Consider the following 22,113-nt stretch of genomic DNA (forward strand, 5'->3'; position numbering starts at 1 on the left):
TCGACACACCCGGCCTAACGCCGCCACCCCGGCCCGGGACACCCCCGGGCCGGTCACACCATACGAATCAGCGACCCGCGAAATACGGGTCTAGCCGAGCGCCTGCTGCAGGTCCTCCAGCAGGTCGTCGGCGTTCTCGATGCCGACGGACAGCCGCACCAGGTCGGCGGGGACCTCGAGGGCCGAGCCGGCCGCGGAGGCGTGCGTCATGCGGCCGGGGTGCTCGATCAGCGACTCGACGCCGCCCAGGGACTCGCCGAGCGTGAACACCTTCGCGCGGTTGCAGACCTCGACGGCCGCCCCCTCGCCGCCCTCGACCCGGAAGGAGACCATGCCTCCGAACGACTTCATCTGCTTGGCGGCGACCTCGTGGCCGGGGTGCTCGGGCAGGCCCGGGTAGAGCACGCTCGTCACGCGCGCGTGCCGCGTGAGCATGTCGGCGACCTTGGCGGCGTTCTCGCTGTGCCGGTCCATGCGCACGGCGAGCGTCTTGGTGCCGCGCAGCACCAGCCAGGAGTCGAAGGGCCCGGCGACCGCGCCCATCGCGTTCTGGTGGAAGGCCAGCTCCTCGCCCAGGTCGGCGTCGCCGGTGATCAGGGCGCCGCCGACGACGTCGGAGTGGCCGCCCATGTACTTGGTCAGCGAGTGCACGACGACGTCCGCGCCCAGGGACAGCGGCTGCTGGAGGTAGGGCGTGGCGAAGGTGTTGTCGACGACGAGGCGGGCGCCCGCGTCCCGGGCGACCTGGGCCACGGCGGCGATGTCGGTGATGCCGAGGAGCGGGTTGGAGGGGGTCTCCACCCAGACGACCTTGGTCTTCGGGGTGAGGGCGGCCCGTACGGCGGCCGGGTCGCTCGTGTCGGCGACCGACCACTCCACGCCCCAGCGGGCGACGACCTTGGCGAACAGGCGGAACGTGCCGCCGTAGGCGTCGTTGGGGATGACCACGTGGTCGCCGGGGCTGAGCAGCGCACGCAGCAGGCAGTCCTCGGCCGCCAGTCCGGACGCGAACGCGAGACCGCGGCGGCCGCCCTCCAGGGCGGCGAGGTTCTCCTCCAGCGCGGTCCTGGTCGGATTGGCGCTGCGACTGTACTCGTAGCCGCCGCGCAGGCCGCCGACGCCGTCCTGCTTGTAGGTGGAGACCTGGTAGATCGGCGGGACGACCGCGCCCGTCAGGGGGTCGGCGGTGTTGCCCGCGTGGATCGCGCGCGTCTCGAAGTGCTCACTGATGTGCCTGTCGCTCATGGGCACCGAGGGTAGTGCGCCGAAGCGAAGAGTGCCGGGGGACGGGACGACGCGGGCCACGGACCGGGCTTCCGGCGGGTTTCCACAGGGTTGAGGGGGCCGCGCGGCCGGGTTTTCCACAGGTTCGGGGAGCAGGTTGGCCAATTGTCGGCGTGGTCTGGTTCGCTTGTTGCATGGAGATTCTCTGGGTCCTGATCGCACTGGTCATGCTGGGCTTCGTGCTGCTCCCCTTCCTGCGGCGCGGGCGCGGTGCGGTCGGGCTGGTCTCACCGGGCCACCCGGACGCGGCGGACCCGGCGAACTACGGCTTCGTCCGCGAGGAGGAGCTCGACATCCGCATGCCCGGCCCCGACACGGACCTGCTGGACGTCCTGGACGTGGTGCAGCGCACGCAGGACTACCGCGCGGCCCAGCAGCTCCTCGCGGGCACGGAGACGGAGGGCGAGCGGCGCTGGCAGCGCGTGCAGGCCTTCGCGGGCGCGGCCTCGCTGGAGCTCGCGCAGCTGCCCGGCGGGGTGAGCGAGGCTCCGGGCGGGCAGTGGCTGCGGGTGTGGCGGGCCGAGGCGCCCAAGGACGCGGGCGGCGCGGCGGTGCACGCCGAGTTCCTGGTGCAGCAGGCGTGGCGGACGGCGACGCCCGGGACGGACGAGTTCCGGATCATCATGGAGGAGGCGAAGGCGGCGTGCGGCGACGCGGCGCTGCTGGCCCCCGGCGATCCGATCCCGTACATCGTCGAGTTGTCGGTGGCCCGTGGTCTGGGCTACTCCCAGAAGGACTTCGAGCAGCTGTGGCTGAAGATCCTGGACCGCGCCCCGGTCCACATGGGGGCGCATCTGGCCGCGCTGCACTACTGGTGCGAGAAGTGGCACGGCTCGCGGACAGAGGCGTACTCGTTCGCGGAGGCCGCGGCGGCCAGGGCCCCGCAGGGCTCCCTCCTGGCGGCCATGCCCCTCTTCGCGGTCTTCGAGCACCTTCCCGAGGTGACCCTGGTCAGCAGCTTCTGGCAGAGCGAGGTCGTCACGAAGGCGGTCCACGGTGCGCTGCACGCGGTGCACTCGGCCCGCCCCGACGACCCGATGCTGGCGCATGTGCGGCACATGCTGGTGTTCTTCCTGGTCCGCAGCGAGCGCTGGTCGGAGGCCATGAACCAGCTGGTGCACATCGACGGTCATGTGGGCGCCCTGCCCTGGACGCTGTCCGCCGACCCGGCGGCGGAGTTCGCGGTGTACCGGGCGCTGGCGGTGGCGGGCTACGAGGCGAACGGCGGCAGCCCGGCGAGCCTGCCGCACTGAGACGGGTCCGCGGCACGGAGGCGGGTCCGCGGGCGCCGAGGCGGGTCCGAGTCGCGCCCGCACCGGAGACTTGCGGAACAGTAGGTCTGCCAGTGCGGAGACATGGCGCCTTCCGGGATACGGAGCAGTCGGCTCGGCGGCTCAGGACAGCGGTGGGGGCGGAGGAGTGGGACAGACCGTGCAGGGCGAGGCACGAGGTCGTCTTCGTACTCACCCTCGCCAGGCGCGGGGACGTCATGCAGCAACCCCGCTGCAACCGTCTCGGCCTCGTTGCGCCAGTACAGGTTCGGCAGTACCGCTCCGGCTCGATCCTCCTCATGGATGAGGGCGCACCAGAGCAACTGCACCACATCCTTTCCCTGAGGAAATTCCAACCAGGGAACGTCACGGGCGAAGAGCTGGATCACCGGCACCATGGGCACCGCACCAGGCTTTGACTGCTCCCAGGAGGCACTGCCTGTGCCGTAGGCCCAATGCCCGGCCTGCGCACAGTACGGCCATGGTTCGTCAACCGGCCAGTGCAAGGGACCGCCCATGGAGCTGTGACGGAGGCCGAGCTCCCCACTCCTCGGATACAGCAGGATCGTCTCCCTGGCGAAGCTTGCAAACTCCGGTATCAGCTCCGCCATGTCGAAGGGTGGCGGGGCAAGCTTTCGGGGCACGGTGTGAATCCTCCAGGAACGAGCATGCCGGCGGGGCACTGGGCAACTTGCGCCCGAGCACTGACAGAGCACGATCACATGCCACAACAGGCTCGGCGGGACGGGCGCGTCCTGCCCGACGGTGCGGCACAGGCCGACCGCTGAGGACCGGTGGCGGTGCGAGGGCCCGCGGTGGGGCGGGCACCTAATAGGGTGCCTCCGTGACCGCGTCCCTGAGTTCCGACAAGTCCCGTGCCGCGTTGCGTATATCGGCGCGGGTTTCCGCCGAGTTGCTGCTGGTGTTCGCCGCGTCCGCCGTGGCTCTGTGGCTGCTGGGCCGGATGTGGGCCGTCGTGTGGCCGCTCGTCGTCGGGTTGTTGCTGACCACGCTCACCTGGCCCGCGGCCCGGTTCCTGCGTCGGCGCGGGTGGCCGCCCGCGCTCGCCGCGTCCGTGGTGACCGTGTTGTTCCTGCTGGTCGCCGCGGGGGTCGTGGCGTTGATCGCCGTGCCGGTGGCGTCGCAGTCCGGGGAGCTGACCGACGGTGTGGTGGAGGGGATCCAGCGGCTGCGGGAGTGGGCCGCCGGGCCGCCTCTGAACATCGGCGACGCGCAGATCAACAAGGCCTTCGACAGTGCCGTCGCCCGCGCCCAGGAGGGTCTCGGCAGCATGGTGGGAGCTGTCGTCACGGGCGTGAGCACCGTCGTGAACGGCGTCGTCACCGCGGTGCTGGCGCTGTTCTTGATGTTCTTCTTCCTCAAGGACGGGCCGCGGTTCCTGCCGTGGCTCGGCCGTCAGCTGCCCGGGCGGCTCGCCACCGACGTCCCGACCGTCTTCGCGCGCGGTTGGGCCACCCTCGGTGCCTTCGTGCGCTCCCAGGCGGCCGTCGGCCTGCTCGACGCCGTCCTGATCGGCCTGGGCCTGTGGATCCTGGGCGTGCCGCTGGTGCTGCCCTTGGCCGTGCTGACCTTCGTCTCCGCGTTCGTGCCGATCATCGGCGCGCTGTTCGCCGGTTTCGTAGCGGTCCTCATCGCGCTGGTCTACAACGGACTGGCGGACGCGCTGATCGTGCTGGCCATCATCGTCGTGGTGCAGCAGCTCGAGGGCAACGTCTTCCAGCCCATGATCCAGAGCCGGGGACTCGGTCTGCACGCGGCAGCAGTGCTGCTGGCGGTGACGCTGGGCGGCAGCCTCGCCGGCATCGTCGGCAGCCTGCTCGCCGTGCCCGCCGCCGCGCTGATCGCGGTGGTGTGGAACTACGTCCGCGAGCAACTCGTCGAGCCGGTGGGCGGACCGGACCCAGGCGACTCCGACACCACCGGCCCCGCCCCGTCGTAGCAGCCGCCGCCGTCGGGCACACCGCCGTGCACCCAGCAGGCCGCCGACACCACGGGGTGCGCCCGGCAGGCCGCCACCCCCGCACCGTGCGCGCGGCGGGCGGCCGGCCCCGCGCCAACGGACGCGCCGAGGTCGCGGAGCTCCACTCGGCGTGTGAGCCTGAACGCGCGGCCGGGGGGTGTGCGAAAGGAGTTCACCCCATGGTCCCCGTCACCGTGTCGCCCGTGCGCCTCGAGGCGTCCCTCGACGCCCGGCTGTCCCGGTGGATGTGGCTGGTGAAATGGCTGCTCGCCATCCCGCACTACATCGTGCTGGTGTTCCTCTGGGTCGCCTTCGTCGTCGTGACCTTGATCGCCTTCTTCGCCATTCTGTTCACCGGCCGGTATCCACGGTCCCTCTTCGGCTTCAACGTCGGCGTGCTGCGCTGGAACTGGCGGGTGAGCTACTACGCCCACACCGCGCTCGGCACCGACCGGTACCCGCCCTTCACCCTCGCCGACGTGCCCGACTACCCGGCCCGATTCGACGTCGCCTATCCGGAGCGGCTGTCGCGCGGACTGGTCCTGGTGAAGTGGTGGCTGCTGGCGATCCCGCAGTACATCGCCGTCGCGATCATCGCCGGTGGCGGTTGGGGCGGGGGCGGAGGAGACGACTGGCGGGGCGGCGGGCTGCTGCCCTATCTCACCCTGGTCGCCGTGGTCGTCCTGCTGTTCACCGCCCGATACCCACGGCACCTCTTCGACCTCCTGATCGGCCTCGCCCGCTGGGCGGCACGGGTGACGGCCTACGCCGCGCTGATGACCGACCAGTACCCGCCGTTCCGGCTCGACATGGGCGGGCAGGAGGCCCCACCGGCCTCGCCACCGGCGACCCCACCGCCGTCCCCGCCGACGTCCCCGCCGACGTCCCCGCTGAGCAAGGCCTGAGTCCAAGGCGTGCCGGAACCCGCGAAGACCTGAGCGGAAGCGATTCCTCCCGCCCCACGCTCCCTCGCATGGTTTCTCGGACGAGCGTTACGGGTGATCTCGGTCGTCGCCCTGGCCCTCGCGGGGACGGTCCAGGGCACGGCGCACGCCGCGGAGCCCGCACCGGCGGCCGGACGGCAGCTGCTGCTGCTCTACAACCATCGAGTGGGATGCCAGGATTCAGCCGCCGGTGCCGTACGGCCTCGTGATGATCTCCAGGCGGTGGCCGTCCGGGTCGTCGAAGTACACGCCCCGTCCGCCGTCGTGGTGGTTGATCTCGCCGGGACGGCTGTGGAACGGATCCGCCCAGTACGTCAGGCCGGCCTCCCGGATGCGGCCGAAGATCTCGTCGAACTCCTCCTCCGAGACGAGGAAGGCGTAGTGCTGCGGTGTGATGGCGCCGGGACTGTCCATGAAGTCGAGCGTCACGTCGTTGGATATCTCGACCGGGAGGAACGGACCGTAGGGCGGGCTGACCTCGAGTCCCAGGATGTCGGCGAGGAACCGGGCCGAGGCGCGCTTGTCGTGCGAGGCGACGATGGTGTGGTTCAGCTGCACGGTCATGGTGGGCCTCCCCTGACGAACGGCGCCCTCCTGATGCACTCCCCCTTGTGTACCCCGCATGCGACCCCTCGTGCACCACGAAATGCCCGGAGGGCTCCGGCGCGCGGCCGGGGCCCTCCGTGAGCAGATGCGAAACCGTCCGGTCTCAGATGGTCGCCGTGTCGATCACGAAGCGGTACCGCACGTCACTGGCGAGCACCCGCTCGTAGGCGTCGTTGATCTGCTCGCCGCGGATCAGCTCGATCTCGGCGCCGAGGCCGTGCTCGGCGCAGAAGTCCAGCATCTCCTGGGTCTCCGCGATGCCGCCGATCATGGACCCGGCGAGGGACTTGCCGCCGCCGATCACCGAGAAGAGGTTGAGGGAGACGGGCTCCTCGGGGGCGCCGACGTTCGCCAGCGTGCCCTCGGTGCTCAGCAGCGAGAGGTAGGCGCCGAAGTCCAGCGGGGCCGACACCGTGGACACGATCAGGTCGAACGTGCCGGCCAGTTCCTCGAAGGTCTTCGGGTCGCTGGTGGCGTAGTAGTGGTCGGCGCCGAGCTTCAAACCGTCCTCCCGCTTGCGCAGCGACTGCGACAGCACGGTCACCTCGGCGCCGAGCGCGTGCGCGATCTTCACGCCCATGTGGCCGAGGCCGCCCAGGCCGACGATCGCGACCTTCTTGCCGGGGCCGGCGCCGAAGCGCTTCAGCGGGGAGTACAGGGTGGTGCCGGCGCAGAGGAGGGGCGCGGCCTCGTCCAGGGCGAGCTCGTCGGGGATACGGAGGACGTAGTTCTCGTCGACGACGACCTTCTCGGAGTAGCCGCCGTAGGTGGGCTCGCCGTCCTTGCCGATGCCGTTGTACGTCGGGACGTTGCCCTTGACGCAGTACTGCTCACGGCCGGCCTTGCAGTTCTCGCACTCGCGGCAGGAGTCGACCATGCAGCCGACGCCCACGCGGTCGCCGACGGCGAACTCGGTGACGCCCGATCCGACCTCGGAGACGACACCGGCGATCTCGTGGCCGGGGACCATCGGGAAGATCGCCTCGCCCCAGCCCTCGCGGGCCTGGTGGATGTCGGAGTGGCAGATGCCGGCGAACTTGATGTCGATCAGGACGTCGTACTCGCCGACCGGGCGGCGTTCGATGGTGGTGCGCTCCAGCGGAGCCTTGGGGGCGGGAGCGGCGTAAGCGGCGACAGTGGTCATGCCGGGGGTTCTCCTAGCGACGTGATGTGCCCGGCTGCCTTCTGATCTTGCCCGGGCACACCACCAGCGTGCCCGGTCCACGCGCCTCTACCCAGACCACGGTTTTGCGTACGCACACGGTGCGTACCACTGGCGGGGTCAGGCTCATGGACGTACGACCGGGGATACTGGACGGCATGGACGAACAGCCCGAACCCACTCGGACAGCCGGCGGGGGCCTGGACCGGCGTGCCGAGCTCAGTGAGTTCCTGCGCACCCGGCGTGCCCGGCTGAAGCCGGAGGACGTGGGACTGCCCGACTTCGGGCGGCGGCGGGTGCCGGGACTGCGCCGTGAGGAGTTGGCACAGCTGGCCGGAGTGTCCGTGGCGTACTACACGCGGCTGGAGCAGGGCAACGGGCACAACGTCTCGGCGGAGGTGCTGGACGCCATCGCGCGCGCCCTGCGGCTGAGCGACGCCGAGCAAGCGCACCTGATGCACCTGGCGAAGCCGAAGCAGCACAAGAAGAAGCCGATGGAGCGCAGCCGGCAGGTGCGGCCGGCGTTGCGGCATCTGCTGGACTCGATCGACAGCGTCCCGGCGTTCGTCGTCGGGCGCCGTTCGGACATCCTGGCCTGGAACCGGATGGCCGCCGCCCTCTTCGGCGACTGGGCGGAGCTGCCGGCGTCGGAGCGGAACTGGGCGCGGCTGGTGTTCCTCAGACCCGACTACCGCGACCTGTTCGTCGAGTGGGACCAGAAGGCCCAGGACATGGTCGGCATCCTGCGCATGGACGCGGGCTGCCATCCGGACGACCCGCGGCTGTCGGCCCTGGTCGGCGAACTCTCGGTGAAGAGCGAGGAGTTCCGCCGTCTCTGGGCCGCCCACGACGTCAAGGAGAAGAGCTACGGCGTCAAGCGCCTGCGCCACCCCCTGGTCGGCGACCTGACCCTCTCCTTCGAGACGTTCCGCCTGGTCGACGACGAACAGTCCCTGATCACGTACCACGCGGAGCCGGATACCCCGTCGGCTGAGGCCCTGCGTCTGCTGGCGAGCTGGGGGGCGGACGCGACCCGCTCGGGCACCAGGGCTGCGACGGGGTCGGAGTGAGCGCGCCTCCGCCTCACTCGGCGACGCCGAGATCCTCCCGCATCAGCCTGCGCATGGCGAACAGCCGCGGCTCCGCCTCCTTCAGCCCGAGGAGGGCGCTCTCGGCGCTCTCGCCGTCCCGGGCCACGCCGCGATCGAGCCGTTTCACCGCCGCGTCGATGCCCGCGATGACCTCGTTCACGGACCGTGAGGCCTTTAAGGGGTCCTTGCACTATGCCCGCCCGGGTCGCGGACGCTCATAGTGCAAGGACCCCTGAAGTGCGCTCGGGCACGATCATCTGAGCCTCCGCGTACCGGTCACGGTGGTCGCGCCGCGTCTCTTCCAGCTGGTCTCGTTCGGCGTCGCCGTAGACCCCGTCGCGCAGGCGGTGCAGGGCGTCCTTCAGGAGCGTGTGGAACTGGCGTGAGGACCTGTTCATCGCCGTGCACGCGTCTCTGCGCTCCTCGAACCGCCGTCGCTCCTCGGCGGCCCAGGTCTCCTCGTCCCGCTGCCGTGCCGTCAGCCGCTGGCTGAGCACCGGTGCGAAGAGCGTGCCGAGGACACCCACGACGGCAGTGATCATGGCGGTGACTGCGGCGGTCATGCGAGGACCCTTCTGACGCGGCGGGCCCGCCGGAAGCCGAGGCTTCCGACGGGCCGCTCGAACGACGTGCTTACGGCCTACTTGCCGTAGTACGCGTTGTAGATCGAGACCGTCGACTTGTTGCCCTTCTTGTCGGCGATCTTGGCGTGGAAGGAGATGGCCTTCCCCTGCGCCGGGTTCTTGACGGTGATCTTGCCCTGCGTGACGGTGAGCTTCTTCCAGGTCTTGCCGTAGTCGTAGGACACGTACACCGTCAGCGACTTCAGGTTGCTGCCCTTGGCCGCGCCCTCGACGGTGACCGGGATGCTGACCGTCTTGCCGGCCGGGACCTTGCTGTCCAGGCCCGTGGCCGCGTTGAAGCGGGCGGTGGAGGCGGGCAGCTCCTTGATGCCGGTGGTCTGCTTGGAGCGGAACGTCCAGCTGGCGTCGATGCGGGTGGAGGCCGCCGCGACCTTGACGCTGCGCTTGACCGACGTCGTCAGCTTGTACTCGGCGTCGCCGGCCGGCACCTTGAACTGCTTCTCACCGAACAGCGGGTCCTCGTTGCTGCCGACCTTGGTGCCGTTGCGGTAGAGGGTCGTGTTGACCGAGGAGAACTTCGAGTAGCCCGGCGTGCCCTTGCCGTCGGCGAACAGCGGCAGGGAGCCGAAGATCTCGTTCCCCTCACGGAAGACGCCGAAGCCGGCGCCGATACGCGGTCCGAAGACGGCCGTGTTGACAGTCCTCGAGTAGCTCTTGCCGGCCGCGTACTTCTGCGTGGCCAGCGTGTAGGCGGCCTCGTCGACCGGGAAACCGTCCGCGTCGACATCACCGTCCTGGGTGAAGTGGAGGTCCCACTGCACTCCGCCCTGGGCGGACAGGTGCAGCGTCCGGGTGCCGGGCAGGGTCTGCCGGATGCCGATCGCGGAGGCGCTGTTGCTCCACGGCATCCAGCCCACCGCTTCGATCACGCCCTTCTTGCCGCTCGCCGCGGCACCGAGACCGGCCTTCACCGTGGCCAGCTCGCTCGCCTTGTAGTGCTTGGTGTAGCCCGTGGCGAGCTGCTTGACCGGACCGCCGGCGACGACGTCGTACTGCTCCTTGTCACCCTTGGTCCAGTGGCCGTCCCACTGCTGGGTCAGCGAGCCGTCGGTGATCTGCGGGCCGACGTGGGCGGTGCGGATGTCGGCGTACGAGTCCAGCCACCAGCCGAAGCTCCAGCCGCTGTTACCGGCCTCCACCGTGTAGCCGGGCGAGGCGAACTCCGACTTGACGCCTTCGGCGGGGACGGTGATGTCCACCGGCTTGGCCTTGCGGGCGTCCAGCGTGACCGTCGTGTTCTTGGTGACGTTCAGCTTGGGCTGCGCGAGCCAGTCGACGCCCTCGAACTTCTCCGGGTCGTCGCCGACGAAGACGTTCGTGTCGAGGATGTAGGTGCCCTTGGGGACACGGGCGGTGACGGTGCCGTCCTCGTCGTACGGCATCGCGTCCCTGCCCTTGCCCAGGCCCGCGATCCCGCTCAGGTTGGCGCTGTAGTTCTTCGTCGGCTTGCCGGCACGGTCGAGGAACTTCAGCGTGACGTCGTACGACTCGACCTCGCGCTGCACGGCGGCGGCCGTGCGGACGGTCTGGCCGCCGCCCGTCGCCGTCACGTACGACGAGTACGCGCCGTCGACCGTGCCGCCCAGCTTGGTGTTGACGGTGAACGGGACGGACGCCTTGCCGCCCGCCGGGACCGTCACCGAGGTGGCGCCGAGCTTGAAGAAGCCGGCCGGGGCGGCCTGGCCCTTGGGGTTGGTGGCGGTCGACGTCAGCTTCAGCGTGACGTCCTTCGTACCGAGGTTGCGGTACGTCAGTTCCTTGGTGACCGGCTTGTCGTCGGCGTGCGGCCACTGCTGCACGCCGAAGCTCACCGACACCGGCTCGGCGATCACGGACTGCTCGATGGCCTTGTCGACCTGGATCCGGCCCGAACCCTGCTGGTACGGCGTGTACTTGCCGCCCTTGGTGGAGCCGGTCAGGGCGCCCTTCAGCTCCGCGTACTTCCACTCGGGGTGCTGCTGCTTGAGGATCGCCGCCGCGCCCGCGACATGTGGGGTCGCCATCGACGTACCGGAGATCGTCATGTAGCCGGCCGGCTTCTCGCCGACCTCGTCGGCTATCAGGTTGCCCGCGGCGGAGGCCGCGGTGATGTCCACGCCGGGCGCGGTCACGTCGGGCTTGAGCGCGCCGTCCGTGCCGGGTCCGCGGCTGGAGAAGTCGGCCAGCGCGTCCTTGTCGTCGACCGCGCCGACGGTCAGGGCCGCGGCGGCGCTGCCCGGGGAACCGACGGTCTGCTCGCCGAAGTGGCCCTCGTTGCCGGCCGCGATGGCGAACAGGACGCCCTTCTCCTCGGAGAGCTTGTTCACCGCCGCTTCCAGCGGGTCGATCGCGGGCGTGTCGCCGCCGCCCAGGCTCATGTTGACGACGTCGGCGCCCTCGGCGACGGCCCACTCCATGCCTGCGAGGATCTCGGAGTCGCTGCCGAATCCGCCGTCGTCGAGGACCTTGCCGTTGAGGATCTTGGCGCCGGGCGCCACGCCCTTGTACTTGCCGCCGGACTTCTTGCCGGTGCCGGCCGCGATGGAGGCGACGTGAGTGCCGTGGCCGACCTTGTCGGAGGCGTCGGGCGAGGTGCTGAAGTTCTTGGCGCCGATCACCTGGCCCTTGAGGTCGTCATGGGTGGCGTCGACACCGGTGTCCAGGACGGCGATCTTGACGCCCTTGCCGTCGTATCCGGCGGACCAGGCCTTGGGCGCGCCGATCTGCGGGACGGACTTGTCGAGGCTGGCCTTGCGGATGCCGTCGAGCCAGACGTGCGCGATGCCGGAGGCGGTCTTGTCGCCGTTGGTGACCGCGTCCCAGAGTTCGGGCGTGTCCTCCCGCGGGGTCTGCACCGCGTCCGCGTTCAGGGACTTCAGCGAGTGGCGCAGGATGCCCGCGTCGCGGACGTCGGCCTTGGTGGCCGCGGCGCCGCCCCGGTAGCCGACGATGACCTTCAGGCCCTTCTTCTGGGCCTTGCGGGTCGCGGACTTGTTGAGCTCGGTGACGTCGAAGAGCCGCTGGTCGAGCTTGCCGGTGGCGACCAGACGGGCCGCGTCGGCCGGGATCACGAGGGTGTGGCCGTCGAGCTTGCGGATCTGGACCGGTACGTCCTCACGGCCCTTGGCCCGCTCCAGGCCGATGACACGGCCCTTCGCGTCGAGGACGACCCGGTCGCCGGTGATCAGTGTGATGCGGTGCTTGGCGGTCAGGGAGGCCGGCTTGGCGGCCGCGGCCGCCTGCTCGCCGTTCGCCGACGCCGGGCCGGTCATGCCCGCCGCCAAAGCCACGGCTGCCGCTGTGGCGACCGTGGCCGCGTACGCCCTTTTGACTTGTCTGTGCAAGTTTCCCCCTTGAGAAGAACCGGGTGAATTCCCCGTTCACCCGGCCGGGGGTGCTCTCGAATGCGTGCCCGTACACCCCCCGGAAGAGGCAGTATGCCGAGGGGTGATCAGGTGCTCAATAGATGAGAAGAAGGTGAGAGATCCGTCGGACGACTGTTACACGGCTGTCGGAACTCCGTTACAGAAGCCGACAGTTGCGTTCTTCGCCCGCTCTTTCACCGCTCCAAGCGCCTGGCCGTCCGCGGGGAGCGACGCCTCGACCCGCACGACGCCCTCGTCTCCCCGGCCTGCGGCCTCATCTGCTGGAGCGCCTCAAGAAGACCCGCCCGGTGATCTCGTCACGAGTGAAGAGCCGCCGGGGGGAAGACGAAAGCCGCCGCCCGTCCCCTGTTCCGGGGCGGGCGGCGGCCTTTCCTGAAGCGAAAGCTACCGCGGTGTCAGAGCTCCGAACCGGCCTTCCAGTCGGCCCAGCTCATGTTCCAGCCGTTGAGTCCGTTGTCCGGCGCGATGGTCTTGTCGCCGGTGTTCTCGACGACCACCACGTCACCGATCATCGAGTTGTTGTAGAACCACGCGCCCGGCGTGCTGGGGTCGTTCGCGCCCTTGGCGTCCTGGAGGCCGACGCAGCCGTGGCTGGTGTTCACACTGCCGAAGATGGACTTCGCGCCCCAGTAGTTGCCGTGGATGAACGTGCCGGAGCTGGAGAGGCGGATGGCGTGCGGCACGTCCTTGATGTCGTACTCACCCTTGCCGTCGTCGTCCGTGAAGCCCACGGTCGCGCCGTTCATGCGCGTCTCCTTGAACTTCTCGGACATCACCATGATGCCCTCGTAGGTCTTGTTCTCCGGCGAGCCGGCGGAGATCGGGATCGTGCGGACGACCTTGCCGTCCTGCGTGATCTTCATCTGCTTGGTCTTCGCGTCGACGTACGAGACCTGGTTGCGGCCGATCTTGAAGGTGACCGTCTTCTGCTGGACGCCGTAGACGCCCTCGGCACCCTGGACACCGTCGAGGGCGAGCTTCAGCGTGACGGTGGAGCCTTCCTTCCAGTAGTCCTCGGGGCGGCAGTCCATGCGGTTGGCGTTGAACCAGTGGCAGGCGACCTCCTGGCCGCTGGTCGTGCTGACCTTGATGCCCTTCTGGACGGCGGCCTTGTTGGTGATCGCCTTGTCGAAGTTGATCGAGACCGGCATGCCGACGCCCACGGTGGTGCCGTCGTCCGGGGTGTAGGTGCCGATGAAGCTGTTGGCCGGGGAGACCGTGGTGAACGAGGCGTTCTCGTGGGCGACGCGGCCCTCGGAGTCCTTCGCCTCCGCCGCCAGCTTGTAGGTGGTGGAGCGCTCCAGCTGCGTGCTGGGCTTCCAACTGGTCTTGTCGGCGGATATCTGGCCGCTGACCTCCGTGCCGTCGGACGTCGTCATCTTGACGCTCGTGAGGGTGCCCTTACTCACGGTGACGGCGGCGGAGTTGTTGATGGAGGCGTTGTCGGAGCCGTCCTCGGGTGTGATCTTGATCTGGGCCTCGGACGCCTTCTTCGCCGCGGCCTCGTCGACCTTCGACTGGGAAGTGTCGCCGCCGTCACCCCCGGAGGCGCTGCCACCACCGCCGGAACAGGCCGAGAGCATCAGCACTCCGCCGAGCAGTGCGGACGCGACCGTCAGGCCCTTGCGCCGCTTACTGACCGTCATCACACGCTTCTCCATCGTTGCCGATTTCCCCAAAACCCCGTTGCCCCCGTCGCCAACCAAGTGCCCCCGTCAGGACCCGTGAGTCCCCCAAGAACCTTCCACGCTACGACCGGTTCTCCCGGTTCCCCAGGTGGCGCAGGTGTGGGGATCACCACGTCCGTGACGGACGGTGCCGGCGAGACCGGTGCGATCGGTGCGCCGCTTGAGACGTGAAGACCCCGGGCGGCGGTTGCCGACCCGGGGTCATCTCTTCCCGGGCGGTCAGCCGTCGTTGTCGTCCTCGACATCATCCTCGTCGAGGTCCCACTCCGGCGAATCGGGGTCGTAGTCGATCCGCTCGGCGCTCCAGGAGGCCTGCTGGAGCTCCACCCCGGGCACCTCGCTGACCAGGTCGAACGGGTCTACGAGATACGCGAGGGCCTCCGCGGTGTCTTCCGTCACAGCGCCCTCGGCGTGGGCCCGCTCCGCCGCCGGCATGGCGGCGTCGTCGGCGATCCGGCGCATGGCGGACTTGGTGATCGCGTCGGCGTCGTCGACCTCGAGGACGAGTTCCACCCGAAGCCGTACAAAACGTGATGTCTCAGGAGTGCTCATGGCGCGAGCGTACGACGAGGTCCTCCCGTGACTTTCCCGTGACCCGCGACTTTCACTAACATCGCCCCACACGGCCAATTCGCCGACGTCACAAGGGGATCGATATTCCGTGTCATCCGCTCGCCGTCCGTTGCTGACCGCCACCGCCGCGGCCTCCCTGCTGGGCGCCCTGTGGTTCGTCCCGTCCGCCAACGCGACGTCGGACTCCCCGGTGAGAGACGCGGTCTCGACGAGTCCGTCGCCGCAGGTCACGGAGCAGGCGCGGATCGCCGCCACGGCCGTGGACGCCTCCGTTCCGGGCACCCGCCTCGCCGACACGGGCAGCTTCGACAGCACGCCGTACGTGATCGGCGGGACCTTCTGCCTCACGCTGGGCGCCGGGTTCGTCGTGTACTCGGTCCGCCGGGAACGGCTCGGTCTCTGACCGCACTTGAGAGGGGCTCAGCCCGACGGCGGAGCCCCCTCCCGTCCTGGCGGACCGGTCCGCCAGGTTTCTCGGACCTGTCTACTGAAGCGGCCCGGTGACCGACTCCACCGCGGCCAACAGTCGCCCGTCCCGCACGAACGCGTCCGCCGCGGCCAGGTCCGGCGCCAGGAACCGGTCCGGCCCGGGACCCTGAACTCCCGCCCCCCGTACGGCGTCGATGACCGCCTGCGTCGCGGGCGCCGGGGTCAGCCCAGCGCGCAGCTCGACGGCGCGCGTGGCGGCGTAGAGCTCGATGGCGAGGACGCGGGTGAGGTTGTCGACGGCCGTGCGCAGCTTGCGCGCCGCCGACCAGCCCATCGAGACGTGGTCCTCCTGCATGGCGGAGGACGGGATCGAGTCGGCGGACGCCGGCACGGCGAGCCGCTTCAGCTCGCTCACCAGCGCGGCCTGCGTGTACTGAGCGATCATCAGGCCCGAGTCCACACCGGCGTCGTCGGCGAGGAACGGCGGCAGCCCGTGGCTGCGGTTCTTGTCGAGCAGCCGGTCGGTGCGCCGCTCCGCGATGGAGCCGAGGTCGGCGGCGGCGACGGCGAGGAAGTCCAGGACGTAGGCGACCGGTGCCCCGTGGAAGTTGCCGTTGGACTCCACGCGGCCGTCGGGCAGCACGACCGGGTTGTCCACCGCTGAGGCCAGCTCGCGGTCGGCGACCAGCCGGGCGTGGGCCATGGTGTCCCGCCCCGCCCCGGCGACCTGCGGGGCGCAGCGCACCGAGTAGGCGTCCTGGACCCGCGGGGCGTCGTCCTGGTGGTGCCCGGTCAGACCCGAGCCCTTCAGTACGGCCAGCATGTTGGCGGCGCTGGCGGCCTGGCCCGGGTGCGGCCGGATGGCGTGCAGCTCGGGCGCGAGGACCTTGTCGGTGCCGAGCAGGGCCTCCAGCGACAGGGCGGCCGTGACGTCGGCGGACCGGTAGAGCGTCTCCAGATCGGCCAGGGCCATGATCAGCATGCCGAGCATGCCGTCGGTGCCGTTGAGGAGGGCGAGGCCCTCCTTCTCGCGCAGTTCGACCGGCTGGACGCCGTGCGCGGCGAGCAGTTCGGCGGCCGGGCGTACGACACCGTCGGGGCCCTCGGCGTCCCCCTCGCCCATGAGCGCGAGCGCGCAGTGGGACAGCGGCGCGAGGTCGCCGGAGCAGCCGAGGGAGCCGTACTCGTGCACGACCGGGGTGATACCGGCGTTGAGCAGGTCGGCCATGGTCTGCGCGACCTCGGGCCGCACGCCGGTGTGCCCGGAGCAGACGGTCTTCAGCCGCAGGAACATCAGGGCCCGGACGACTTCCCGCTCCACCCCGGGCCCCATGCCGGCGGCGTGCGAGCGGACGATGTTGCGCTGCAGTTGTGCGCGCAGCTCCGGGCTGATGTGCCGGGTCGCCAGGGCTCCGAAGCCGGTGCTCACGCCGTACACGGGGTCCGGTTTGGCCGCCAGCGCGTCCACGATCTCGCGGGCCGCGGCGAGGGCGGCCACGGCCTCCTCGGAGAGCTCGACGCGGGCTCCGGCGCGCGCCACGGCGAGCACGTCGGACACGGTCACCCCGGACGTCCCCACCACCACAGTATGCATATCCATATTCAGGAGCGTACGCAGTGAATTCGGCGATGTCACCACTGGGGGCCGGGTGCACCCCTTACCGGTGCGTCACACCGTTCGGGACCGTCCCGGTGGCTCAGGGCGCGTGCCGGCCCCGGAACCGCCGGCGCTCCCCGTCCGTCTCCCTGGACGACTCGTCCGCGAGCCGCAGCACGGGGTCGTCGGGCCCGGCCCGGCCGGCCACGACCGGCCGGGCCGCCCGCTCCGCCTTGGCCCGGTACTGGGCCGCGTCGGCGAGCCGGAAGAGCCGCCGGGCGGAGCGCACCGGCCCGATCGGATCCTCGGTGGACGCGACCCCGCAGGCCACCCCGTCCCCGAGCTCCAACTCCGCCGCCCGGCGGCACAGTTCACCAGCCGCCTTCACGACCTGATCGGCGGGCGGTCCGACCGCCAGCAGGCAGAACTCGTCCCCGCCGAGCCGCGCCGCGAGCGCCCCCGGCAGCATCGCCCCGCACAGCGACAGCACCGAGCCGAACCGCTCCAGGAGCCGGTCTCCGGCGGCGTGCCCGTGCGTGTCGTTGACCCGCTTGAGCCCGTTCAGGTCGCAGACGACGAGACTGACGACGGCCCCCTCCCGACGGTGCCGCTCGATCGCCTGCTCCAGCCGTACGTCCACGGCCCGGCGGTTGGCGAGTCCGGTGAGGGAGTCGGTGAAGGCCAGCCGCCGGGCCTCCTCCAGCCGCTCGGTCTGGGCGATGCCGGCGGCCACGACGGAGGCCAGGACGGTGGCGAAGTCGGCGTCGGCCCGCTCGAAGACGGGCTCGCCGACCGGCCGGGCGACGTACAGCTCTCCCCAGGCCCTCCCGTGCAACACGATGGGTGCGACCACGCAGCAGCCGCGTCCGCGGCGCCGCAGGGCGGCGACGCGCTGGTGGCAGTACCCGGGCTGCCCGGTGGCGGGCCCCTCGGCGGTCTCCACCCAGGCGTCCGGCTCCCCGCCACCGGCCCACCGCTCGTGCAGGAACTCGGTGATCTCCGCGAACTGGTGCACCGGGTAGGCCTCGTCCTCGGGAAACTCCTCCTCCCCCTCGGCGAGCTCCCCGACGTTCACCAGGACCCTCAGCCGCCCGAGCTCCCGCTCCCACACCGACAGCGCGGCGAAACTCCCGCCCAGCGCCCGGCACGCCCCGGCAGCCGCGGCACGCCACGCCTCACGCGACCCGTGCGCGGCCGCCATCCCCTGAGCCAACGCGACGACGGCCACCAGCCGTCTGTCCTCACCCATCACTCCAGGCTAGGGAGTTTTCAGCCAAACCGACCTGTTCATGGCGCGAAAGAGGAGGGTTGGGCGTCGTGCCCCGCTCGCGGAGCCGAGAGCAGGGGAGTACCCCCGGCCCCGCAGCAAAGCCGTGCGCCGTTCACTCCCCCGGCCACTCCGGCTTGCGTCGCTCATTGAACGCAGCCACACCCTCCGCCCGGTCTCCCGAGAACGCCACAGCCCGCCACGCCGCGTCCTCGACCTCCAGCCCGGCCCGCAAATCCAGTCCCTGCCCGAGCCGCAACGCCCGCTTGGCCGCCCGCAACCCCACCGGCGAGTTCCCGGCGATCCGCGCGGCCAGCGCCAACGCCTCGTCCCGGTCCCGCCCGGCCTCCACCACCTGGTCGACCAGCCCCAGCTCCGCCGCCTCGTCGGCCTCCACCCGCCGCGCGGAGAAGATCAGCTCGGCCGCCCGGGCCGCCCCCACCCGCCGCGGCAGCAGCTGCGTGCCCCCGCCCCCCGGAATCACCCCGACGGACACCTCCGGCAGCCCCACCACCGCCGTCCGGTCCGCCACGATCACGTCACACGCCAGGGCCAGCTCGAACCCGCCCCCGAGCGCGAAGCCGTGCACCGCCGCCACGGTCGGCACCGGCAGCTCCAGCACCCCGGTGTACGCCCCCCGCGTCACCGGCCGCTGCCGCAGCAGATCCGCGTCACTGAACGAGTTCCGCTCCTTCAAATCGGCCCCGACACAGAACGCCCGCTCGTGGGTGGAGGTCAGTACGACCACCCGGACGTCCCGGTCCTCCCCCAGCGCCGCACACGCCCCGGCGACGGACCGCGCCATCTCGGTCGACACGGCGTTCATGGCCTTGGGCCGGTCGAGGACGAGCTCCGCGACATGCCCCTGCCCATGCCGCCGCACCAGCACGAACTCCCCGAACCGTTCCACACTCATGACACCCTCCGGTTAACGCGGGTTAACAACGACACCGCTCAGATCATCGCAGCCCCACCCCACCTTCGAAAGGGCGGACGCGTCCGGTTCACGCACCACCGCCCCGCCCACCCGTTCGAGTGAAGTCCTCCGAACCCCGGGCCGATCGCCCATGCCAGCGCATAACGTGCGTCAGCCACGGCGCACAGGGGGCTTGGACGCATCGGGGGAGGGACCGCATGACGACGAGGACACCGGCGGCAGGGCAGCCACGGCGGAGCACGGGGGCTGGAACGGCGCTCCGCCGCCCGGAACCGACCGCGCCCCACGAGCCCGCCCCGGCCGAAAGCGGCCCCTTCGCCCCGCGCCTGCGCGGACGCCACCGCAGACCCCGCCCCCGCAAGGCCCTGCTCGCCGCCGGCGGCCTCGCCCTGGTCGCGGGCGCCCTGAGTCTGCTGCGCCTGTCCTCCGGCCCGGGCACCGACGGGGTGGGCCCCGTCGAGGCCCGCCCCCGCCCGGGCCCGGTCACCACCGGCACGGACGAGGCCGCCGACCCAGCCGCCACCACCCGGGCCGTCCCCGAGGCGAGCCCCTCGTCGCTGACCGCCCTGGGCGGCCCGACCCCGTCACCGGTCACCAAGGGCGCACGACCGGCCCTGCCCGCCACGACCGGCCCGCACGGCGTCTCGGCCCTCCCGGGCGCCCCCGAGGCCGCCGCTCCCGCGCCCACGACCACCCCCGACACGCCGAACACCCCGGCACCGACGGCCTCGGACGACACCCCGCCCCCGGCTCGGGCCGCGCCCGCCGCACCACCGAGCCGGACCACGCCTGCTCCGCCGCCCGAGCGGGACGAGCCGAAGAAGCCGGACGCCCCCCGCCTGTGCGTGCCGGTCATCGGCCTGTGTGTGGACTCGCCGATCGACCGCCGCTGACGATCCGGGCCCCTACGGTGCCCCGTCCCGTCGCGTGAGCAGCCACGGCTCCACGACGCCCAGACCGCGCACCGGCCGCTGCCACATCGGCTGCAGCCCGAACCGGTACGCCGGCGGCTCCTCGCCCTCCTTCTCCGCCGCCGCGGCCTCCTCGGCCGCCTCCGCCTCGGAAGTCGGGGCGTCCTGCGTACGGATCAGCTCCTCCGCGAAGGCGGTGTCGACGAGGACGGCGTCCTTGGGAGCTATCGAGGTGAGCCGGGAGGCGAGATTCACGGTCGTACCGAAGACATCGCCCATACGGGTGGTGACCGTGCCGAACGCCATGCCGACGCGCAGCTCCGGCATCGTCTCGTCGTGCGCCATCGTCTCGATCAGGCGCAGGGCGATCTCGGCGGCGGTGCCCGCGTCGTCGGCGGCGTACAGCACCTCGTCGCCGAGGGTCTTGATCAGCCGTCCGCCGTTCGCGGCCACCAGATCGGCGGCGGTGGTCTCGAAGGCCTCGACCAGCTCGCCGAGCTCCTCCTCCTCCATCCGGCGGGTCAGCCGCGTGAACCCGACGAGGTCGGCGAAGCCGACGGCGAGCCGCCGGTCGACCATCTCCTCGTCGTCGGCGGCCTGCACGACCCGGCCGGCCGAGGCGGCGAGCTGGCGGCGCCAGACGTAGACGAGGAACTCCTCCAGCTCGGGCAGGAGCAGCTCGACGATCGGGTACGTCACCTCGGTGCGCGTCATACCCGGCTCGGGCGGCTCGGTCAGCCCCTCCAGGAAGGAGTCGATCTGCCACTCGGCGAGCCGCGCCGTGGTCTGCCCGGTGGACCGGGCCACCTGCACGGCCATCGCCTCGCTCAGCAGTCCCGCCTCGACGAGACCGGCGAGGCGCCGCAGCGCGAGGACGTCCGCCTCCGTGAGGGCCTTGGCCTGCCCTATGTCGGCGAAACCCATGGCCCGCCAGAAGCGGGAGGCCAGCTCCATGGAGACGCCGGCGCTGCGGGCCGCCTGGAACGGGGTGTAGCGGCGCTCGGCGCCCAGGATGAGCCCTTCGAGGCGCAGGGCGAGCGGATCCTCGCCGGAGTCGGCGCCCTGCGCGTCCTCGCCGGAACCCGAGTCGTCGACGGTCACGCGTGCTGCCCTTCCGATCTGTCACGGTCATGTATCGACCGGCCTCAACTCTACGGCAGGTGTGCGCCAGCTCACTCCGTCAGGTCGGCCGAGGGGTGAGGTGCCCGGCGTTTGCCCGGCCCCCGGTGCTGTCCCACCGTCCCCAGGGGGCGCCGCCCCTTGGCCCCCCGATCGGCCTGAACGGTCTCGTCCTCGATCGCCGGACGGGCTGAAACCCGCAGTCGCTGCCGCTGGTGCGGCGGCGTCGCAGCCGCCGGCCTCCCGGCCGAGCTACGGGCCAGAGTGCCGTCGGGCTGCGGACCCACCCGACCGCGGTTCAGGCAGGCCTCAGATGCACGATGTCGCCGGCGCCGACAGGCTCCTGCACCCCCTCCTCCGTCGCCAGGACCAACCGCCCGTCCCCGTCCACCGCCACCGCTTCGCCGACCACCGCCCGGTCCCCCGGCAGCTCGGCCCGTACCACGCGCCCGAGCGTCGCGCATCCGGCCGCATACGCCTCCTGCAACCCGCTCACCCCCGGGTCACCGCCCGCAGCGCGCCACTTCCCGTACCACTCCTCCAGAGAACGCAGCACCCCTCGCAGCAAGGGATCCCGGTCCGTGCTCACCGCGCCGGCCAGCCCCAGCGACCCCGCCGTGGGCACGGGCAGCTCGTCCGCCTTCAGTGACACGTTGATCCCGACGCCGATGACGACCCCGCCGTCACCGGCCCGCTCGGCCAGAATGCCCCCGGCCTTGCGCTCCTCCTCCCCCACCGTGACCAGCACGTCGTTCGGCCACTTCAGCGCCGTGTCGACTCCCGCCGCCCGCGACAACCCCGTCGCCACCGCGACACCCGTGAGCAGCGGCAGCCACCCCCACCGCGCCACCGGCACCTCGCCCGGCGTGAGCAGCACGGAGAAGAAGAGGCCGGAGCGCGGCGGCGCCGTCCACTCCCGGTCGAGGCGGCCCCGTCCGGCCGTCTGCTCCTCGGCGACCAGCACCGCGCCCTCGACGGCCTTCCCCTCGGCCGCCCGGGTCACCAGGTCGGAGTTGGTGGAGCCGGTGCGCTGCACCACGTCCACCTGCGACCACAGCCCTCCCTCGCGTACCAGCCCCCGGCGCAGGGCGGTGACATTGAGGGGCGGCCGGTCCAGGTCGGACCAACGGCTCCTGTTCGGCTCTGGTGCATCGTGCGGCGTCATGCAAGCCACCCTAGGTGTGGTAAACGCCGCACTGCCGATGCGGAGGCACCCCACTACTCTACGGATGAGTAACCGTCCC

At 71.1% G+C, this 22,113-nt stretch carries 19 protein-coding genes; 6 read left to right on the forward strand and 13 right to left on the reverse strand.

The window, feature by feature from the left end; all coding sequences use genetic code 11:
- Positions 1-90 precede the first annotated feature (90 nt).
- Positions 91-1,245 carry a cystathionine gamma-synthase gene (locus ACWD1U_RS20885; RefSeq protein ID WP_451109436.1) on the reverse strand — a complete coding sequence of 385 codons (1,155 nt, stop codon included), beginning with the start codon at positions 1,243-1,245 and terminating at the stop codon, positions 91-93.
- 173 nt (positions 1,246-1,418) lie between these two features.
- Between ACWD1U_RS20885 and ACWD1U_RS20890 the strand changes: the two genes are divergently transcribed.
- The 3 genes from ACWD1U_RS20890 to ACWD1U_RS20900 all read left to right on the forward strand — a co-directional run bounded on the left by ACWD1U_RS20890 (position 1,419) and on the right by ACWD1U_RS20900 (position 5,441).
- On the forward strand, positions 1,419-2,537 hold the full coding sequence (locus ACWD1U_RS20890; protein WP_451109438.1) for a hypothetical protein: 1,119 nt from the start codon (positions 1,419-1,421) through the stop codon (positions 2,535-2,537).
- Positions 2,538-3,411: 874 nt separating this feature from the next.
- Positions 3,412-4,515 carry an AI-2E family transporter gene (locus tag ACWD1U_RS20895; RefSeq protein ID WP_451109819.1) on the forward strand — a complete coding sequence of 368 codons (1,104 nt, stop codon included), beginning with the start codon at positions 3,412-3,414 and terminating at the stop codon, positions 4,513-4,515.
- A gap of 200 nt (positions 4,516-4,715) precedes the next feature.
- On the forward strand, positions 4,716-5,441 hold the full coding sequence (locus ACWD1U_RS20900; RefSeq protein WP_451109440.1) for a DUF4389 domain-containing protein: 726 nt from the start codon (positions 4,716-4,718) through the stop codon (positions 5,439-5,441).
- 219 nt (positions 5,442-5,660) lie between these two features.
- Here ACWD1U_RS20900 and ACWD1U_RS20905 read toward each other — a convergent pair whose 3' ends face one another.
- Positions 5,661-6,044 carry a VOC family protein gene (locus ACWD1U_RS20905; RefSeq protein ID WP_451109441.1) on the reverse strand — a complete coding sequence of 128 codons (384 nt, stop codon included), beginning with the start codon at positions 6,042-6,044 and terminating at the stop codon, positions 5,661-5,663.
- 145 nt (positions 6,045-6,189) lie between these two features.
- On the reverse strand, positions 6,190-7,230 hold the full coding sequence (locus ACWD1U_RS20910; RefSeq protein WP_451109443.1) for an NAD(P)-dependent alcohol dehydrogenase: 1,041 nt from the start codon (positions 7,228-7,230) through the stop codon (positions 6,190-6,192).
- 176 nt (positions 7,231-7,406) lie between these two features.
- On the opposite strand from ACWD1U_RS20910, the gene ACWD1U_RS20915 reads away from it, so the two are divergent.
- Positions 7,407-8,318 (forward strand): helix-turn-helix domain-containing protein, encoded by a 912-nt coding sequence (locus tag ACWD1U_RS20915; protein ID WP_451109444.1) that lies wholly within the window; start codon positions 7,407-7,409, stop codon positions 8,316-8,318.
- A gap of 13 nt (positions 8,319-8,331) precedes the next feature.
- On the opposite strand, the gene ACWD1U_RS20920 is transcribed toward ACWD1U_RS20915, so the two are convergent.
- From ACWD1U_RS20920 to ACWD1U_RS20940, 5 genes are all read right to left on the reverse strand, one after another.
- Positions 8,332-8,499 (reverse strand): hypothetical protein, encoded by a 168-nt coding sequence (locus ACWD1U_RS20920; protein ID WP_451109446.1) that lies wholly within the window; start codon positions 8,497-8,499, stop codon positions 8,332-8,334.
- Between the two features lie 55 nt (positions 8,500-8,554).
- Positions 8,555-8,902 carry a hypothetical protein gene (locus ACWD1U_RS20925; RefSeq protein ID WP_451109448.1) on the reverse strand — a complete coding sequence of 116 codons (348 nt, stop codon included), beginning with the start codon at positions 8,900-8,902 and terminating at the stop codon, positions 8,555-8,557.
- A 77-nt stretch (positions 8,903-8,979) separates the two neighbouring features.
- Positions 8,980-12,234 (reverse strand): S8 family peptidase, encoded by a 3,255-nt coding sequence (locus ACWD1U_RS20930; RefSeq protein ID WP_451109821.1) that lies wholly within the window; start codon positions 12,232-12,234, stop codon positions 8,980-8,982.
- A gap of 509 nt (positions 12,235-12,743) precedes the next feature.
- A complete protein-coding gene (locus ACWD1U_RS20935) occupies positions 12,744-14,009 on the reverse strand; it encodes a L,D-transpeptidase (RefSeq protein WP_451109449.1) in 1,266 nt (421 codons plus the stop codon).
- A gap of 246 nt (positions 14,010-14,255) precedes the next feature.
- Positions 14,256-14,588 carry a hypothetical protein gene (locus ACWD1U_RS20940; RefSeq protein ID WP_451109450.1) on the reverse strand — a complete coding sequence of 111 codons (333 nt, stop codon included), beginning with the start codon at positions 14,586-14,588 and terminating at the stop codon, positions 14,256-14,258.
- A 109-nt stretch (positions 14,589-14,697) separates the two neighbouring features.
- Between ACWD1U_RS20940 and ACWD1U_RS20945 the strand changes: the two genes are divergently transcribed.
- Positions 14,698-15,012: a hypothetical protein gene (locus tag ACWD1U_RS20945; protein WP_451109452.1), complete on the forward strand. Its 315-nt coding sequence runs from the start codon at positions 14,698-14,700 to the stop codon at positions 15,010-15,012.
- Positions 15,013-15,093: 81 nt separating this feature from the next.
- On the opposite strand, the gene hutH is transcribed toward ACWD1U_RS20945, so the two are convergent.
- From hutH to ACWD1U_RS20960, 3 genes are all read right to left on the reverse strand, one after another.
- Positions 15,094-16,632 (reverse strand): histidine ammonia-lyase, encoded by a 1,539-nt coding sequence (gene hutH / locus ACWD1U_RS20950; RefSeq protein WP_451109823.1) that lies wholly within the window; start codon positions 16,630-16,632, stop codon positions 15,094-15,096.
- Between the two features lie 103 nt (positions 16,633-16,735).
- Entirely contained in the window at positions 16,736-17,884 is a 1,149-nt protein-coding gene (locus tag ACWD1U_RS20955) for a diguanylate cyclase domain-containing protein (protein ID WP_451109454.1), read from the reverse strand.
- A 133-nt stretch (positions 17,885-18,017) separates the two neighbouring features.
- On the reverse strand, positions 18,018-18,818 hold the full coding sequence (locus ACWD1U_RS20960; protein WP_451109456.1) for an enoyl-CoA hydratase/isomerase family protein: 801 nt from the start codon (positions 18,816-18,818) through the stop codon (positions 18,018-18,020).
- A 218-nt stretch (positions 18,819-19,036) separates the two neighbouring features.
- On the opposite strand from ACWD1U_RS20960, the gene ACWD1U_RS20965 reads away from it, so the two are divergent.
- Entirely contained in the window at positions 19,037-19,732 is a 696-nt protein-coding gene (locus tag ACWD1U_RS20965; protein ID WP_451109458.1) for a hypothetical protein, read from the forward strand.
- 12 nt (positions 19,733-19,744) lie between these two features.
- Here the strand turns inward: ACWD1U_RS20965 and ACWD1U_RS20970 are convergent, their stop codons facing one another.
- Both ACWD1U_RS20970 and ACWD1U_RS20975 read right to left on the reverse strand, forming a co-directional pair.
- Positions 19,745-20,851, reverse strand: coding sequence for an adenylate/guanylate cyclase domain-containing protein (locus tag ACWD1U_RS20970; protein WP_451109460.1), 1,107 nt, complete (start codon positions 20,849-20,851; stop codon positions 19,745-19,747).
- Positions 20,852-21,167: 316 nt separating this feature from the next.
- A complete protein-coding gene (locus ACWD1U_RS20975) occupies positions 21,168-22,034 on the reverse strand; it encodes a biotin--[acetyl-CoA-carboxylase] ligase (RefSeq protein WP_451109462.1) in 867 nt (288 codons plus the stop codon).
- Positions 22,035-22,113: the final 79 nt, after the last annotated feature.

The organism is Streptomyces sp. NPDC002788 (assembly GCF_053592115.1).

What these genes read in the sequence shown, in the direction of transcription:
- ACWD1U_RS20885 (WP_451109436.1), bottom strand. Translation starts at nt 1,245, where the DNA reads ATGAGCGACAGGCACATCAGTGAGCACTTCGAGACGCGCGCGATCCAC.
- ACWD1U_RS20890 (WP_451109438.1), top strand. Translation starts at nt 1,419, where the DNA reads ATGGAGATTCTCTGGGTCCTGATCGCACTGGTCATGCTGGGCTTCGTG.
- ACWD1U_RS20900 (WP_451109440.1), top strand. Translation starts at nt 4,716, where the DNA reads ATGGTCCCCGTCACCGTGTCGCCCGTGCGCCTCGAGGCGTCCCTCGAC.
- ACWD1U_RS20905 (WP_451109441.1), bottom strand. Translation starts at nt 6,044, where the DNA reads ATGACCGTGCAGCTGAACCACACCATCGTCGCCTCGCACGACAAGCGC.
- ACWD1U_RS20910 (WP_451109443.1), bottom strand. Translation starts at nt 7,230, where the DNA reads ATGACCACTGTCGCCGCTTACGCCGCTCCCGCCCCCAAGGCTCCGCTG.
- ACWD1U_RS20915 (WP_451109444.1), top strand. Translation starts at nt 7,407, where the DNA reads ATGGACGAACAGCCCGAACCCACTCGGACAGCCGGCGGGGGCCTGGAC.
- ACWD1U_RS20925 (WP_451109448.1), bottom strand. Translation starts at nt 8,902, where the DNA reads ATGACCGCCGCAGTCACCGCCATGATCACTGCCGTCGTGGGTGTCCTC.
- ACWD1U_RS20930 (WP_451109821.1), bottom strand. Translation starts at nt 12,234, where the DNA reads ATGACCGGCCCGGCGTCGGCGAACGGCGAGCAGGCGGCCGCGGCCGCC.
- ACWD1U_RS20935 (WP_451109449.1), bottom strand. Translation starts at nt 14,009, where the DNA reads ATGGAGAAGCGTGTGATGACGGTCAGTAAGCGGCGCAAGGGCCTGACG.
- ACWD1U_RS20940 (WP_451109450.1), bottom strand. Translation starts at nt 14,588, where the DNA reads ATGAGCACTCCTGAGACATCACGTTTTGTACGGCTTCGGGTGGAACTC.
- hutH (WP_451109823.1), bottom strand. Translation starts at nt 16,632, where the DNA reads ATGCATACTGTGGTGGTGGGGACGTCCGGGGTGACCGTGTCCGACGTG.
- ACWD1U_RS20955 (WP_451109454.1), bottom strand. Translation starts at nt 17,884, where the DNA reads ATGGGTGAGGACAGACGGCTGGTGGCCGTCGTCGCGTTGGCTCAGGGG.
- ACWD1U_RS20960 (WP_451109456.1), bottom strand. Translation starts at nt 18,818, where the DNA reads ATGAGTGTGGAACGGTTCGGGGAGTTCGTGCTGGTGCGGCGGCATGGG.
- ACWD1U_RS20965 (WP_451109458.1), top strand. Translation starts at nt 19,037, where the DNA reads ATGACGACGAGGACACCGGCGGCAGGGCAGCCACGGCGGAGCACGGGG.
- ACWD1U_RS20975 (WP_451109462.1), bottom strand. Translation starts at nt 22,034, where the DNA reads ATGACGCCGCACGATGCACCAGAGCCGAACAGGAGCCGTTGGTCCGAC.